General features: G+C 68.4%; 15 protein-coding genes. 7 read left to right on the forward strand and 8 right to left on the reverse strand.

What is annotated here, in order from left to right:
* Nucleotides 1-97 precede the first annotated feature (97 nt).
* The gene (gene hslV, locus AC1DJ5_RS12995; protein WP_477020881.1) at nucleotides 98-649 is read right to left on the reverse strand and encodes an ATP-dependent protease subunit HslV; all 552 of its coding nucleotides are present in this window, start codon (nucleotides 647-649) and stop codon (nucleotides 98-100) included.
* Nucleotides 650-807: 158 nt separating this feature from the next.
* Here hslV and AC1DJ5_RS13000 point away from each other — a divergent pair, with 158 nt between their 5' ends.
* Both AC1DJ5_RS13000 and AC1DJ5_RS13005 read left to right on the forward strand, forming a co-directional pair.
* The gene (locus AC1DJ5_RS13000) at nucleotides 808-1,218 is read left to right on the forward strand and encodes a BLUF domain-containing protein (RefSeq protein WP_441456260.1); all 411 of its coding nucleotides are present in this window, start codon (nucleotides 808-810) and stop codon (nucleotides 1,216-1,218) included.
* 32 nt (nucleotides 1,219-1,250) lie between these two features.
* Nucleotides 1,251-2,015: a HesA/MoeB/ThiF family protein gene (locus AC1DJ5_RS13005; RefSeq protein ID WP_477020882.1), complete on the forward strand. Its 765-nt coding sequence runs from the start codon at nucleotides 1,251-1,253 to the stop codon at nucleotides 2,013-2,015.
* Here AC1DJ5_RS13005 and AC1DJ5_RS13010 read toward each other — a convergent pair.
* Together AC1DJ5_RS13010 and AC1DJ5_RS13015 are read right to left on the reverse strand one after the other, a co-directional pair.
* The gene (locus AC1DJ5_RS13010) at nucleotides 2,012-4,039 is read right to left on the reverse strand and encodes an alpha/beta hydrolase family protein (protein ID WP_477020883.1); all 2,028 of its coding nucleotides are present in this window, start codon (nucleotides 4,037-4,039) and stop codon (nucleotides 2,012-2,014) included. The genes AC1DJ5_RS13005 and AC1DJ5_RS13010 overlap by 4 nt on opposite strands.
* A 75-nt stretch (nucleotides 4,040-4,114) precedes the next feature.
* A complete protein-coding gene (locus AC1DJ5_RS13015; protein WP_477020884.1) occupies nucleotides 4,115-5,101 on the reverse strand; it encodes a 2-hydroxyacid dehydrogenase in 987 nt (328 codons plus the stop codon).
* A gap of 53 nt (nucleotides 5,102-5,154) precedes the next feature.
* Between AC1DJ5_RS13015 and AC1DJ5_RS13020 the strand changes: the two genes are divergently transcribed.
* From AC1DJ5_RS13020 to fabB, 3 genes are all read left to right on the forward strand, one after another.
* Nucleotides 5,155-5,724, forward strand: coding sequence for an SH3 domain-containing protein (locus tag AC1DJ5_RS13020; RefSeq protein ID WP_477020885.1), 570 nt, complete (start codon nucleotides 5,155-5,157; stop codon nucleotides 5,722-5,724).
* A gap of 68 nt (nucleotides 5,725-5,792) precedes the next feature.
* Nucleotides 5,793-6,329, forward strand: a complete 537-nt coding sequence (gene fabA, locus AC1DJ5_RS13025; protein WP_477020886.1) for a 3-hydroxyacyl-[acyl-carrier-protein] dehydratase FabA — start codon at nucleotides 5,793-5,795, stop codon at nucleotides 6,327-6,329.
* A gap of 140 nt (nucleotides 6,330-6,469) precedes the next feature.
* A complete protein-coding gene (fabB, locus tag AC1DJ5_RS13030; protein WP_441456266.1) occupies nucleotides 6,470-7,699 on the forward strand; it encodes a beta-ketoacyl-ACP synthase I in 1,230 nt (409 codons plus the stop codon).
* A gap of 269 nt (nucleotides 7,700-7,968) precedes the next feature.
* Here fabB and AC1DJ5_RS13035 read toward each other — a convergent pair whose 3' ends face one another.
* From AC1DJ5_RS13035 to AC1DJ5_RS13045, 3 genes are all read right to left on the reverse strand, one after another.
* Nucleotides 7,969-9,318, reverse strand: a complete 1,350-nt coding sequence (locus tag AC1DJ5_RS13035) for a trypsin-like peptidase domain-containing protein (protein ID WP_477020887.1) — start codon at nucleotides 9,316-9,318, stop codon at nucleotides 7,969-7,971.
* A gap of 84 nt (nucleotides 9,319-9,402) precedes the next feature.
* Nucleotides 9,403-10,515 (reverse strand): serine hydrolase domain-containing protein, encoded by a 1,113-nt coding sequence (locus AC1DJ5_RS13040; RefSeq protein WP_441456268.1) that lies wholly within the window; start codon nucleotides 10,513-10,515, stop codon nucleotides 9,403-9,405.
* A 59-nt stretch (nucleotides 10,516-10,574) separates the two neighbouring features.
* Nucleotides 10,575-11,765, reverse strand: coding sequence for an acyl-CoA dehydrogenase (locus AC1DJ5_RS13045; protein WP_477020888.1), 1,191 nt, complete (start codon nucleotides 11,763-11,765; stop codon nucleotides 10,575-10,577).
* 149 nt (nucleotides 11,766-11,914) lie between these two features.
* Between AC1DJ5_RS13045 and AC1DJ5_RS13050 the strand changes: the two genes are divergently transcribed.
* Complete coding sequence (locus AC1DJ5_RS13050) at nucleotides 11,915-12,181, forward strand: DUF6356 family protein (RefSeq protein WP_441456270.1); 267 nt, start codon at nucleotides 11,915-11,917, stop codon at nucleotides 12,179-12,181.
* A 38-nt stretch (nucleotides 12,182-12,219) separates the two neighbouring features.
* Nucleotides 12,220-13,413 (forward strand): CaiB/BaiF CoA transferase family protein, encoded by a 1,194-nt coding sequence (locus tag AC1DJ5_RS13055; RefSeq protein ID WP_477020889.1) that lies wholly within the window; start codon nucleotides 12,220-12,222, stop codon nucleotides 13,411-13,413.
* Here AC1DJ5_RS13055 and AC1DJ5_RS13060 read toward each other — a convergent pair.
* Entirely contained in the window at nucleotides 13,397-13,834 is a 438-nt protein-coding gene (locus tag AC1DJ5_RS13060; protein WP_477020890.1) for a hypothetical protein, read from the reverse strand. The genes AC1DJ5_RS13055 and AC1DJ5_RS13060 overlap by 17 nt on opposite strands.
* Nucleotides 13,835-13,920: 86 nt before the next feature.
* Nucleotides 13,921-15,411: a 2-oxoglutarate dehydrogenase complex dihydrolipoyllysine-residue succinyltransferase gene (gene odhB / locus AC1DJ5_RS13065; protein WP_477020891.1), complete on the reverse strand. Its 1,491-nt coding sequence runs from the start codon at nucleotides 15,409-15,411 to the stop codon at nucleotides 13,921-13,923.
* Nucleotides 15,412-15,436: the final 25 nt, after the last annotated feature.

The raw sequence follows: 15,436 nt of genomic DNA on the forward strand, positions 1-15,436 counted from the left end.
CCACCGCGCTCGCGCTCAAGCACAAGCGCCCCGGCGGCGAGCGTCAGAGCAAAGACCTGCTCGAGCCGCGAGGCTCCGCGAGCCCAGGGTCGCGCCCTTAAAGACTCTCGATGGTCAGATTGCCGTTGGTGTAGACGCAGATCTCGGCGGCGAGCTTCATCGCCTTGCGGGCGATCTGCTCGGCGTCCAGGTCTGTCTCTTCCAGCAGGGCGCGGGCGGCGGACAGGGCGTAGTTGCCGCCCGAGCCGACGGCGGCCACGCCGTATTCCGGCTCCAGCACGTCGCCGACGCCGGTGACGGTCAGGATCGCATCCTTGTCGGCCACCAGCAGCATGGCCTCCAGCCGGCGCAGGTAGCGGTCGGTGCGCCAGTCCTTGGCCAGTTCGACACAGGCGCGCGCCAACTGGTCGGGATACTGCTCCAGCTTGGCTTCCAGCCGCTCGATCAGGGTGAAGGCGTCGGCCGTGGCTCCGGCGAATCCGGCCAGGACCTTGCCGCCCGCCAGCTTGCGCACTTTGCGCGCGGCGCCCTTGACGATGGTCGCCCCCATCGAGACCTGACCGTCGCCGGCGATGACGGTGCGGCCGTTCTTGCGCACCGCCAGAATGGTGGTGCCGTGCCAGTCGGGGAAGCCTGATGTCTGGGTCATGGCGGATCAGATGGCGAGGATTGATCGCTCCCGCAAGACGCCCCGCGCCGCAGCCCGCCGACGGCACTGGCGTGGTGACCTCTTTGTTAACCTCGGCGTGACAGGGAGCGCGCCCCCCTTGCGATCGCGTCGCTTTCGCCTGCCTTTCGAGTACCGCCTTGCCTCTTCACCGCGCCATCTACGTCAGCGACGCCGTCGCCGACGCCGCGACCAGCCTTCTGGTTCTGGCCGAGATCCTCGGCGTGTCCGAACGCAACAACCGCCGCGACGGCTTGACCGGGGTGCTGATGCGTCACGGCGGGCGGTTCCTGCAGGCCATCGAAGGCCATCGCGCCGACGTGGACCGGCTGATGGACCGGCTGCGCGCCGATCCCCGTCACGAGAACATCCGCCTTCTGTCGGATCAGGACGTGCCCTGCCGCCTCTTCCCCGAGTGGCCGATGACCCTGGCCGAACTGACCCCCGCCGCCGCGCGCCTGCTCAACGGCGCCACGCTCGACCAACTTGGGCCCGACCGCGCCGAAGTGCTGCTGAGCACGGCGGCGCAAGCCCTGCCCGTTCCAGCCTGACGGGCCGGTCCGACTGCGCTAGACAGGCGGACGTGACCCAGTCCTCCGCCCCCGCCAGACCCGTCCGCTTCTCCGACGAGGAGGTCGACCGCTATGCGCGCCAACTGGTCCTGTCTGAGATCGGCGGCCCCGGCCAACAGGCGTTGAAGCGCGCCCGCGTCCTGATCGTCGGCCTAGGCGGGGTCGGCGCGCCCGCCGCCCTCTATCTGGCCGCTGCGGGGGTCGGGACCCTGGGTCTGATCGACGACGACACGGTCGCCCTGTCGAACCTTCAGCGCCAGATCATCTTCACCACCGCCGACGCTGAGCGGCCCAAGGTCGAGGCGGGCGCCGAGCATCTGGCCGCCCTCAACCCCCATGTCGCCGTCGAGCCCTTCGTCGAGCGGCTGACCCCCGACAACGCCCGCGCCGTCATCGAGCGGTTCGACCTGGTGCTGGACGGCACCGACGACTTCGACACGCGCTTCGCCGTCAACGCCGCCTGCGTCGCGGCGGACGTGCCCCTGGTGTCCGGGGCGCTGGGCCGCTGGAACGGTCAGGTCGGCGTCTTCGCCGGCCGCCCCTGCTACCAGTGCCTGGTCCCCGAGAGCCCGCCCGACGCCGAGACCTGCGCCCGCGTCGGCGTCGTCGGCGCCCTGGCCGGCGTCATCGGCGCCATGGCGGCGCTGGAGACGATCAAGCTGATCACCGGCGCGGGCCAGCCCCTGACCGGCCGCCTGCTGCTCTACGACGGCCTGGCCGCAACCAGCCGGGTGGCGAAGGTCGCGGCGGACCCGGCCTGCCCCGTGTGCGGCTAGGCGAAAGCCCGACGCAACAGAGCCACGTAGCGCTCCATCAGTCCTTTCTCGATGTCGTCCTCCCAGTCGGCGTGGCCGGCGTCGGGCACCTCGACATAGTCAACGGTCTTGCGCGCGCCGCGCAGGGCGCTGTTCATGATGCGCGACTGAATCACCGGCACGATGCCATCGTCCACGCCGTGCACCAGCAGGACCGGGCAGACGATGTCGGCGGCGCGAAGGCGAGGCGAGGCCGCCCGCAGCATGGCCGCGTCCGTATCCGGGTCGCCGATCCGCTTCTTCCAGAAGCCGTAGACTTCCTTGGTCGGGGTGTCGTCGTCCCGTTTTTCCCAGGCCAGTATGTCTGACAGGTCCGATACGCCGCAGATCGAGATCGCGGCCTTGTACAGGTCAGGCCGTCGCGCGGCGCCCATCAGGGCCGCATAGCCGCCGTAGCTGGTCCCCATGATGGCCACCCGGTCCCCGTCCAGCCCCTTGTCGCGCACGACCTGAGCGACCGCGTCCTCGACGTCCTCCTGCATCCGCTCGCCCCAGCGCCGCCAGCCTTGCTGGGCGAAGGCCAGCCCATACCCGCCCGAGCCTCGGAAATTGGGCTGCAGCACCCACCAGCCTTGCGCGGCCAAGACCTGGACCTGACGATCATAGCCCCGCTGGTCACGGGCCTCGGGGCCGCCGTGCGGCATCACCACCAGCGGTCCCGGCGCGGCGCCGGGCGGGGCGGTCAGATAGGCCTCGATCGAGGCCCCGTCGCGCGTTCGCACCGACAACAGTTCACAGCCGCCCAGCCGCTCGAAATCCAGGGCGTATCGCGAGCCCAGATTCGTCATGCTCCGGGCGGTCTTGTCGTACAGATACCAGGCGCCCGGCTCGCGGGGCCCCTCGACATAGGCGATGAATCGGTTGCGGTCGTCGCTGACCTGGCTGAGGTGCACGTCGCAGTCGTCATCGAAGAAGCGGTTCATGGCGCGATGGTGCGCCGCCAGTCCCGCCTCGACGAAGTCATACTCCAGCCTGTCGCCATAGTAGGCGGCTCCCATGTAGCGGTTGCGGGCATCCATCAGGCCGTACAGCACGTCGCGGCCCGCCCTCGGCTGGATCGGCGCGCCGAAAGCCAGGGTGTGCAGGTTCATCTCGCGAATGGTCTCGACGTCTTCGCCCTCGGCGCGGGCCGACACCAGGACCATGTTCGGAGCGCTTCCTCCGCCGACCCATGAGAAGTCCGGCGCATCGACAATGCGGTTGCGGCGAACGAAACGCCATTCCGTCTCGCCCGGAGCGCGGGCGTGGATCGTCTCCACCGTCCATCGCGCGTTGACGTCGCGGCGCAGCACCGCGACGCCCTGATGGGTCTGCCAGCCGATGGTCGCGGAGGCGCCGCGCTCCAGCCGTTCGGCCTTGCCGTCGACGATATTGACCCGGTGCAGCCCCATAACGCCGTCCATCTCCCAGGCGGTCATCAGGACGTGATCGGGGTCGTCGGGCAGAATGTCGATGACGCGGCCGAGATCCGGCGAATAGCGCATACGCTGGCGTTCGCCCTCGAACAGGACGACGTTTTCCCCGGTCTCATGATCCAGAGACATGACCCGGCGCGACGTCACCGTTTGACTGGGGCCGGTCAGGTTCGACCCTGGCGGCTTTCTGCCCGGTATCACCCGCTTGATGGCGACCCGCACGAGAAGCCGCCGATCATTGGCCCACTCCAGCGCCTCGACGGTGAGCTTGCCCAGTTCGATACGCCGACGCCGCCCTTCAGGAGCGGCGGCGTCGAGCAGGTCGAGGACGCCGCGCGGTTCGTCGCGGGTTCCGAGTTGTTCCAGGATCGCAATGCGCGCGCCTGACGGCGACAGGACCACCGCCTTCGTCTTCTGCCCGACAAAGAAATCGGCGGCGGTGTAGGCGGCTGCGGGCGCCGCGTTCGCCAACCGCGCGCCCGTGAGCGCAAAAACAGCCCCGGCGGCGCCCGCATAAAGCAGGCCTCGTCGTGACAGCGCCGCGCCGCGACCGTGATCTCGAACCTGCACCCATCCCTCCGGTCTCACCCCTAAACCCCATTACGGAGCGGCGGCGCCAGAGGTCAAGAAATCAGATAACGTCGGTCACAACATCGCCGGGATGACCCGGTCCGGCGGGCGGTGGCCGTTCTGGTAGGTCATGATGTTGGCGATGACGCGGTCGCCCATGTCCTGACGGGCCTCGATCGTGGCCGAGCCGAGGTGGGGCAGGAGCACGACGTTGGCGCGGCCCACCAGACCCGGGTGCACCGCCGGCTCGTGCTCGAACACGTCCAGACCGACGCCGAACAGGGCGCGGCGATCCAACGCCTCGACCAGGGCGGCCTCGTCGATCAGCTCGCCGCGCGCGGTGTTGACCAGGATGGCGTGGGGCTGCAGCCGGGCCAGGCGTTCGGCCGACAGCAGATGGTGGGTGTCCTTGGTCGCCGGACAGTTCAGCGAGATGACGTCCATCCGCGCCAGCATCTGGTCCAGATCGTCCCACCAGGTCGCGCCCAGTTCCTCGGCGATCATGGCCGAGACGGGTTTGCGGTTGTGATAGTGGACCTGCATGCCGAAGGCCCTGGCGCGGCGGGCCAGGGCCTGGCCGATCCGGCCCATGCCGATGATGCCCAGACGCTTGCCCCACAGCTTGCGGCCGCACATCCAGGTCGGGCTCCAGCCCTCAAACTGTCCTGCGGCGACGACATTGGCGCCTTCGACGATGCGGCGGCTGACGGCCAGGATCAGGCTCATGGTCAGGTCGGCGGTGTCCTCGGTCAGGACGCCCGGCGTATTGGTGACGATGATCCCGCGCCCCACGGCGGCGTCGATGTCGATATGGTCCACGCCGGCGCCGAAGTTGGCGATCATCTTCAACTGCTCGCCCGCGCCCGCGATCAGGTCGGCGTCCAGATGGTCGGTGATGGTCGGGACCAGGACGTCAGCGCGTTGCAGGGCGACGGCCAGGGCCTCGCGGTCCATGGCGCGGTCGGTCAGGTTCAGCTCGGCGTCGAACAGCTCGCGCAGGCGCGTTTCGACGGCGTCGGGCAGGCGCCTGGTTAATACGACCTTAAGCTTGCGGGCGGACATAGGGGGCCTGGGTTTCGACGGGCGGGAACGCCCGTGCGGGACGGGTCGATCCGGTGTCTAGCAAAGCTGTGGTCAGGTTCAAAAGTTTCCGGCGTATCGCCGTCATCACCGCCGTTCTGGGGCTGGGCGTCTTCGCGGGCGCCGGCGCCCTCATGCCTGACGGCCGGCCGACGCCGACCGGGCTGGAAGTGCCGCGCTGGGTCACGCTGAAATCCTCTCAGGTTCGGGCGCGCCAGGGGCCGGGCCTCGATTACCAGATCCTGTGGGAATACCACGCCGCGGGCCTGCCCGTGCAGGTGATCGCCGAGACCCGCGAGTGGCGCAAGATCTGCGACCCCGACGGCTCGGTCGCCTGGATCCACCGCACCGTGGCCTCGGGCCGCCGCAGCGTCTTCAACCGCTCGGCCGAAGAAATCATGATCCATTCCGGCCGGTCCACGACCTCGTCGGTGCGGGCCCGCCTGTCGCCGCGCTCCATCGTCTCGCTGGACGAGTGCGAAGAGGGTTGGTGCCGGGTTCGCGCCCGCAAGATGAGCGGCTGGGTGGCCCAGCGCGGGGTGTTCGGAACCCAGGACCGGGCTCTGTGCAACGCCTCGCGCCCGGCCGGAACAGGCCGGAGCTAGACTTCACAACAGTTGAGCGGGCGCGCAGGGTCGTGTAACCCGCCCGCAACACTTCCGGAGCGTCATCCTTGAGCCAGTCCCAATATCCGTCGTCGTTCGATCATGAAGGCCTGCTGGCCTCGGGCCGTGGCGAACTGTTCGGTCCGGGCAACGCCCAGCTGCCGGCCCCGCCGATGCTGATGTTCGACCGGATCAAGACCATTGCCGCCGACGGCGGCGACTACGGCAAGGGGTATGTCGAGGCGGAACTCGACATCAACCCGGACCTCTGGTTCTTCCAGTGCCACTTCATCGGCGATCCGGTCATGCCGGGCTGCCTCGGCCTGGACGCCATGTGGCAGTTGGTCGGCTTCTACCTCGGCTGGATCGGCGGCGCCGGCAAGGGCCGCGCCCTGGGCGTCGGCGAAGTGAAATTCACCGGGCAGGTGACGCCGGACGTCAAGAAGGTGGTCTACAAGGTCCACCTGAAGCGCGTCATCAACCGCAAGCTGGTCATGGGCATCGCCGACGGCGTGCTCGAGGCCGACGGCCAGGTCATCTACACCTGCGCGGATATGCGCGTCGGTCTGTTCGGCGGCCAGAGCGAAACCGGCTCGAATACCTAGCATTCGCGCTCAGGTTTCGCTCTCTTTGTCGTGGGACCATTCTCTTGGGAATGGTCTGGTGGCGCCGACCGAAGCCTGACCCCATTTAATCCAGACCGCGGTCAACGCGGCGCCTGAAGACTGAACGTTAGGAAACCAGCATGCGGCGTGTCGTCGTCACCGGATTGGGCATCGTCTCCTCCATCGGCACTGGCCAGGACGAGGTCACAGCCTCCCTGCGCGAAGCGAAATCGGGCGTGCAGGCCGCGCCGGACCACATCAAGCACGGCTTCCGCTCCCAGGTCTGGGCCCCGCCCGCCCTCGGCGTGACCGCCGAAGACTGGGCGCCGCTGGTGGATCGCCGGGCCGCCCGCTTCCTCGCCAACGGCACCGCCTGGGCCCACATCGCGTTTGAAGAGGCGCTGAAGGACTCAGGGCTCAGCGCCGACGAGATCAAGGACGAGCGCATCGGCCTGATCGTCGGCGAGGGCGGCCCCTCGACCCAGATCATCCTGCAAGCCGCCGCCACCACCATCGAAAAGGGCTCGCCCAAGCGCATCGGCCCGTTCGCGGTGCCCAAGGCCATGGCCAGCGGTCCCTCGGCCGTCCTGGCCACCTGGTTCCAGCTGAAGGGGATCAACTATTCGATCTCCTCGGCCTGCGCGACCTCGGCCCACTGCATCGGCGCGGCCGCCGAGCAGATCGCCTGGGGCAAGCAGGATGTGGTCTTCGCCGGCGGCTGCGAAGACATCGACTGGTCCATGTCGAACATGTTCGACGCCATGGGCGCCATGTCCTCCAACTTCAACGAAACCCCCGCCAAGGCCAGCCGCGCCTATGACAAGGACCGCGACGGCTTCGTCATCGCCGGCGGCGCCGGCATCGTCGTGCTGGAAGAATACGAACGCGCCGTGGCGCGGGGCGCGACCATCTACGCCGAAGTCACCGGCTACGCCGCCAACTCGGACGGCTACGACATGGTGGCCCCCTCGGGCGAGGGCGCCGAGCGCTGCATGAAGCTGGCGCTGAAGATGGCCGGCGATCCCCGCATCGACTATCTGAACCCGCACGGCACCTCGACGCCGGTCGGGGACTCCAAGGAAATGGGCGCGGTGCGCAACGTCTTCGGCGACGACCTGCCGATGATCTCCTCGACCAAGTCGCTGACGGGCCACTCGCTCGGCGCTGCGGGGGCCCAGGAAGCCATCTACTGCCTGTTAATGATGAAGCACGGCTTCGCCGCCGAAAGCGCCCACATCGAAAACCTGGACCCTGAATTTGAGGGCATGCCGATCCTGCGCGAACGCCATGACGGCGAACTGAAGCACGTCATGTCCAACAGCTTCGGCTTCGGCGGCACCAACGGCACCCTGATCCTGTCCAAGGTCTGATTTCGGCCCGCCGAGACGAAAGTTTCGCAGAACACGAAAAGGCCCCCATTCGGTCGTTCGCCCGCCCGGAACGGATGCCAGAGATAAACCATCGGCCTGTCGGAGTTCGGAAGAGTCCCGGATCCTGAACAGCCCCCCCAGCCCCCCAGGATTTTTCCGCTAAAGGGCTTCGATGGGCCGATGCTTCCTCCAAGCGAGACGCCCGCGCCTGCCCCCCTCCCCCTCCTGGCAGCGCGGGCGTTTTGCTGTCTGGACCTCGAGACTGAGGATCAGCCGGGCAGGCTGATCATCGTCCGCTCTCCCTCCCGCGTCACGGTCAGGTCGATCGCGCCGGTCGCGCCCTGCAGCGCGCGGGCCAGAGCCGCCATGCCGTCCACGCCCGCGCCGCCCGCCTCGACCACGACGTCGCCGGCCTGCAGCCCCGCCGCCGCCGCGACCGATCCGCCCTCGACCACCGTGATCTGGGCCCCCGCGCCGTCGCCGGCGTTACGGAAGGTCAGGCCGCGCGCCATCCCCGCGCTGACCCCGACGCGCACCGCCACGGGATCAGACGAAGCGACCGTCATGCTGGCGGTCGCCTCACGCCCGCCGCGCAGATAGACCACCGGCAGGGTCGCGCCCGGCCGGGCGATGCCGACCGTGGCCTGGACCGACCCGGCGTTGGCTACGGGGCGGTTCTGGATCCGGGTGATGACGTCGCCGGGGCGCAGCCCCGCCTGTTCGGCGGGCGATCCCGGCGCGGCGTCATAGACCACCGCCCCGCGCACGATATTGAGGCCCAGGTCGCGGGCCCGCTCGGCCGTCAGCGACCCCAGGGCCACGCCGATCTGGCCGCGCTTGACCTCGCCCGAGGCGCGCAACTGATCGACCACGAACATCATGATCCGTGTCGGCACGGCGAAGGCGATGCCGTCGTTGCCGCCGCCCATGCCGCTGGACAGGATCGAGGTGTTGATGCCGATCAGCCGCCCCCGACTGTCCAGCAGCGGCCCGCCCGAATTGCCCGAGTTCACCGCCGCGTCGGTCTGGATATAGTCCTCGATGGCGTCGCCCAAGCCCGAGCGGTTCAGGCCCGAAATCACGCCCATGGTCAGAGTCTGATCCAGCCCCAGCGGATAGCCTACGGCGAAGGCCAGGTCGCCCGTGCGCAAGGTGTCGGAATCCACCGTCTCGACCTGCGACAGTCCCTTGGCCTCGATCTTCAGCACGGCGATGTCGGTGGCCTTGTCGGACCCGATCAGCACCGCGTCGAACAGGCGACCGTCGATCATGTCGACGGTGAATTTCTGGCCGTTCTCGACGACGTGGTTGTTGGTGACGATGATGCCGTTCGCGGCGTCGATGATCACGCCCGATCCGCCCTGGGCGGGCTTGGGCTCACCGGCCGAACTGGGGCCGCGCGACTGACCCAGGGTGGTGACCTGGACCACGGCGGGCAGGGAGGCGTCCAGTCCCGCGGCGAAGGTGAAGACGCCGCGCCGCGCATCGTAGGGCAGGCCCTGAAAGCCCGGCGTCTGGGCCAAGGCCGCCGCGACGCCAAGGGGGGCGCCGACCGGCGCGATGCTGAGGATCACGGCCAGGACGGCGCCGGTCGAGGCCAGCAGGGTGTGTCGCATCATGGTCGATCCCTTCACAGGCTTGCAGCCTAGCGCGAGATTCCAGACGTGACGACCGCCCCGTTCGCAACGAACCACGCGGCGCGGTCAGTCGCCCAGCGTTTCCGCCGCCAACATGCGCAACACTTTCAAATTCAACGCCGCCGCCTCGGTGTCGTCGCCTCCGTTGGCGACGGTCAGGATGGCGCTGCGATTATCCAGACGCACCACGATCATCGCGTTCCAGTAGCCGTTGGATCCGACATGGGTCAGGAAGCGTCCGGGCATCTTGGCGAAATCGCCGCGCGCCCCCCACCCCAGCGCCGATCCGCTGTCGCCTTCGGGACGATGCAAACGACGGTAGCTCTCGGCGGACAACAGCTTGCCCTTTCCAGTCTCGCCCTCGACCTGGTCGACGGCGAACAAGGCCCAGTCCTGCAAGCTCATGTGGAGTTCGCCCGCCGGGGCCAGCACGGCCGGATTGTCGGCGCGAGGGCCGGTCAGAGGCCTGCCCCCCTCATGACCCAGAGGCTGCCCGGGCTCGGTGGGTCCGAAGGCCGCGGTCGTCATGCCCAGAGGCCTCAGGACCTGCTCGACGGTCAGTTGCTCGAACGGCTTTCCGGTGGCCTGTTCGGCGATCGCCGCAGCCAGGATATAGCCGCCGTTACTGTAGTGCTGAACGGTGCGCGGCTCGACCTCGGCGGGCTGTGTCACGGCGACCGCCGCATAGGCCCGGCGCTGCTCGGGCAGAGGGCGCGGATCGTCGAAAAAGGCCAGGGTCTCGTCCAGGCCGATGATGTCCGGCAGGCCCGCGCGATGCGACAGCAGATCGACCAGGGTCGCCTGGCGGTATTCGGGCCGCATGGCTGCCGCCAGGTCCGGCAGCATCGTCTCCAACGGCGCGGTCCATGACAGGACGCCCTGGTCGACCAGGCGGGCGATCACCGTCGCCGAGATCGCCTTCCCGTCCGAGCCCAGGTGCCAGACGTCCCCGATCGCGGCCGGCGCTCGGCTGTCCAGGTCCCGAACGCCCGCCACGCCCTCGCCGACGACGACGCCGTTCCGGATAGTCAGCACGGCCGTGCCGGGCACGTCCGTTCCCGCCAAGGCCTCGGTCAGGCGCGGGGACAGGTCCTGAACCGCCCCCTCCTGCGCCTGCGCGGGCGCGGCGAGGATGAGCGCCGCAGAGACGGCGGCGAGAAGGACGCGTTTGACGAACATGGGAATCTCCGTGAACGCCTCCCCCTTAGCTTCACCGTAACGGCGAGAAAAGAGCCTTCCTAGAAGGCGCTCTGCCCCGTGATGGCCCGGCCCAGGATCAGGGCGTGGACGTCGTGGGCGCCCTCATAGGTATTGACCGTCTCCAGGTTCATGGCGTGGCGCATGACGTGCATCTCGCCGGTGATGCCCGCGCCGCCGTGCATGTCGCGGGCTTCGCGCGCCACGGCCAGGGCCTTGCCGCAGTTGTTGCGCTTCATCAGGCTGATGGCCTCGGGAACCCAGGCGCCGGTGTCCAGCAGACGTCCTAGGGCATAGGCGCCCTCGAAGCCGAGGAAGATCTCGGTCTGCATGTCGGCCAGCTTTTTCTGCACCAGTTGGCGCGACGACAGGGGACGGCCGAACAGCATCCGCTCGCCGACATAGTCGCGGCTGGCGTGGAAGCAGAACTCGGCGGCGCCCATGGCCCCCCAGGCAATGCCGAACCGCGCCTTGTTCAGGCAACTGAAAGGACCGCGCAGCCCCTGCACGCCCGGCAGAATGTTGGCTTCCGGCACGAAGACGTCGTTCAGGCCGATGTCGCCGGTGATCGAGGCGCGAAGCGACAGCTTGTCGCCGATCTTGTCCGTGGTGAAACCGTCGAAGTCGCGCTCGACGATGAAGCCTCTGATCTTGTCATCGAGCTTGGCCCAGACAATGGCCAGGTCGCTGATCGGGCTGTTGGTGATCCAGTATTTGGCGCCGTTCAGGCGATAGCCGCCCTCGACCTTGACCGCTTTCGTCTTCATCGACGCCGGATCGGACCCGCCGTCGGCCTCGGTCAGGCCGAAGCATCCGATCAGTTCGCCCGCCGCCATCTTCGGGAGAAATTTAAACTTCTGTTCTTCCGAGCCGAAGGCGTAGATCGGGTACATGGCCAGCGACGACTGCACCGACATGGCCGAGCGATAGCCGCTGTCGATGGCCTCGACTTCGCGCGCGATCAGGCCATAGGCGACGTGGCTGGCTTCCGAGCCGCCGTACTGCTCGGGCAGCATGGCGCCGAGGAAGCCCATCTCGCCCATCTCGGTCATGATGGCGCGGTCAAAGGTCTCGTCGCGGAAGGCCGCGACCACGCGCGGCAGCAGGGCCTCGCGGGCATAGGAGCGCGCCGCGTCCTGGATCATCCGCTCGTCGTCGGTCAGGCGGCCGCGCAGGTCGAACGGGTCGTCCCAGCGGAAGGTCTGTTGCGGGGCGTGCGAGCCGTCAGCCATGGCGTGTTTCCTGCGCGAGTTGCGGAGTTCTCTGAGCGTCACGCCGGGTGGAAGGGGCGTGACGACGCGACCCCGGTTCCGGTCGCAGGTTTAGGCCAAAATGCATCATCCGGGTAGAGGGCGGCGGGGAACCGCGTTAGGCTGGAACCATGTCGAACACCTTTTCACGCCTGTTCCGCGATCACCCGCGCGAGGTCAGCGAGACCTATCTCGAGCATATGGCCGCGTCGTCGCGGTTCGGCTTCAAGCTGATCCGGCTGGCCGGCTGCGCTTTCGCGCATGCGGTTGTGCCGGGCGTGCACAAGAGCACGGTCTCCGACGCCATCCGCGGCATGGCCCGCGACATGGGCGGCCGCGCCGAGGAAGCGCGCGAATGCCGGATGCGCAACGCTGGCGTCTGGGACGTGGGGCTCTAGGCCTTCTCGCTTCGTCTGAGGCGGGCTAGTCAGGTCCTATGACCCAGATCCAAGGCCCCCTTTCCGGCGTTCGTGTTCTTGATCTCAGCCGCGTCCTGGCCGGCCCGTGGGCGACGCAGACGCTGGCCGACCTCGGCGCCGAGGTGATCAAGATCGAGCGGCCGGGCGCGGGCGACGACACCCGCCACTGGGGCCCGCCCTTCACCACCACGACCGACGGCTCCAAGGGCGACGCCGCCTACTTCTTCTGCGCCAACCGGGGCAAGAAGTCCGTCGAGTTGGACATCGCCACGCCTGAAGGCGCCGAGGCCGTGCGCAAACTGGCCACGACCTGCGACGTGGTGGTCGAGAACTTCAAGACCGGCGGGCTGAAGAAGTACGGCCTCGACTACGCCGCTCTGTCGGTCCTCAATCCGCGCCTGGTCTATTGCTCGATCACCGGCTTCGGCCAGGACGGGCCGGACGCCCACCGGGCGGGCTACGACTACATGATCCAGGCCATGGGCGGGCTGATGTCCATCACCGGCCAGCCAGACGGCGCGCCGGGCGCAGAGCCGATGAAGGTCGGGGTGGCGGTCGTGGACCTGTTCACCGGCCTCTACGCCTCCAACGCCATCCTCGCCGCCCTGATGCACGCCCGCGCCACCGGCGAGGGTCAGCAGGTCGACATCGCCCTGTTCGACGTCCAGGCGGCCATGCTGGCCAATCAGGCCACCAACTACTTCGTCTCGGGCCAGGCTCCCACGCGGATGGGCAACGCCCACCCCAACCTGGCCCCCTACCAGCCCTTCCCCTGCTCGGACGGCATGGTGGTGATCGCGGTCGGCAACGACGGCCAGTTCCGCGCCCTGGCCAAGGCCCTCGGCGTCGAGCCCATGGGCGCCGATCCCCGCTTCGCGACCAATGCGCTCAGGGTCCAGCACCGCATCGAGCTGTCGGCCACCCTGTCGGCCCTGACGGCCGGTTTCACCATGAAGGGGCTGATGACGGCCCTGGAGGGGGCGAGCGTCCCCTGCGGCCCGGTCAACACCATCGACCAGGTGTTCGAGGAGCCCCAGGCGCTCCATCGCGGCCTGACCGTCGAACAGTCGCGTCCTGACCTGAACACGCCGATCCGCACCGTCGCCTCGCCCATCCGCCTGTCGAAGACGCCGGTGCGCTACGACGCCCCGCCGCCCAGGCTGGGGCAGGACACGGACGAAGTGCTGGCGACGCTCAATAGGACGGACTGAAAACGCCCGTCAGGGCCAGGATCAGGCTGATCGCAGCGATCGCGCCGATCAGGGCCACGCCGATCCAGTGAACCGGCCGCAGCCGTCGCGGCAAGCTGGTGCTGGCGAAGCCGCCTGTGGCCGCCATGAACAGAGCCAGCCCCCGACCGACGGCGCGCGTCGTCGGCTCGCCTGGCGACAGGTCGTCCTCGTCATCGGCCGCGAACTCGCCCGCCCGAACGCGCGACAACAAATCTCGGGCCTGTTCCGCCTGATCGGCCCGCCCCATCAGCCGTAGTCCCAGCGCGCGCTGCATCAGGGGATCGACCGTCGTCTGGAACCGCTCGGTCACATCGACCTCGACCCCGTGCGACGCCAGAAAGGCCGCCGCGAGGTCGGCCTCGTACACATCCTGATACCGGGCGATCTCGACAAGGCTCATGGGGCGAGGCTAGCACGCCCGGCCCAATTGAAAACGGCGGCTCCCGAAAGAGCCGCCGTCGTCAGTTTTCGCGTTGCTTGCGGGCCTTACAGGTCCAGCAGGGCGCGCGCCGGATCTTCCAGCAGTTCCTTGATGCGGACCAGGAAGGTCACGGCTTCCTTGCCGTCGACGATGCGGTGATCGTAGCTGAGGGCCAGGTACATCATCGGGCGGATCTTGACCTCGCCGTTGATGGCCATCGGGCGCTGCACGATGTTGTGCATGCCCAGGATGCCCGACTGCGGCGCGTTCAGGATCGGCGTCGACATCAGCGAGCCATAGGTGCCGCCGTTGGTGATGGTGAAGGTGCCGCCCTGCATCTGATCCATGGTCAGGGCGCCGTCACGAGCGGCCTTGCCCAGGGCGCCGATGCCCTTTTCAATGCCCGCCAGCGACAAAGTGTCGGCGTCGCGCAGGACCGGAACCACCAGACCCTTATCGGTGCCGACGGCCACGCCGATGTCGTAGTGGTTCTTGTAGATGATGTCCGTGCCGTCGATCTCGGCGTTGACGGCCGGGAGCTCGTGCAGGGCCTGAACCACGGCCTTGGTGAAGAAGGACATGAAGCCCAGCTTCACGCCGTGGCGCTTCTCGAACACTTCCTTGTACTGGGCGCGCAGGGCCATGACGTTGGTCATGTCCACCTCGTTGAAGGTGGTCAGCTGGGCGGCCGTGTTCTGGGATTCCTTCAGGCGACGGGCGATGGTCTGACGCAGGCGCGTCATCTTCACCCGCTCCTCGCGCGGCTGGTCGGCGCGCGGAGCGGCCGGAGCGGCGGCCTTGGCGGCGGGAGCGGCGGCGCCGATGGCGGCGATGGCGTCAGCCTTGGTGATGTTGCCCTTCGGACCCGAGGCCGACAGCGAGGCCGGGTTCAGGTTGTTTTCCGAGACGACACGCTGAACCGCGGGCGACAGGTGAGCCGAAGCCTGGGCCGAACCCGTGTTGGCCGGAGCGGCGACGACCGGGGCGGGGGCCGGAGCCGCGGCCGCGCCCGAAGCCGAGATCGAACCGATGACCTGACCCGGGGTCACGGTCGCGCCGTTGTCGGCGACGATGGTCAGGACGCCGGCGGCCGGGGCCGAGACTTCCACCGCGACCTTGTCGGTCTCGATCTCGACCAGCAGTTCGTCCTTGGCGACGGTGTCGCCCGACTTCTTCAGCCAGGTGCCGATCGAACCTTCGGCGACGCTCTCGCCCATGGTCGGGACGGCGATCGAGATCGAAGCCGAAGCGGCGGCCGGAGCCGCAGCCGCAGCCGCAGCCGGGGCGGAAGCAGCGGCGGGCGCAGCGGCCGGAGCCGAAGCGCCTTCGCTCACCGAACCCAGCACCGTGCCGGGAACCACGGTGTCGCCTTCAGCGGCGTTGATCGCCGCCAGGACGCCGTCGGCCGGAGCCACGACTTCCAGCGAAACCTTGTCGGTTTCCAGCTCGACCAGGACTTCATCCTTACGGACGGCGTCGCCGACCTTCTTGGTCCACTTGGCGATGGAGGCTTCGCTGACGGATTCACCGAGAGCGGGGGTCAGGATGTCGGCCATGGTTGGGTCCAGTGTCTTTTCGTGT

The sequence above is a fragment of the Brevundimonas sp. 01N35 genome (assembly GCF_056399785.1).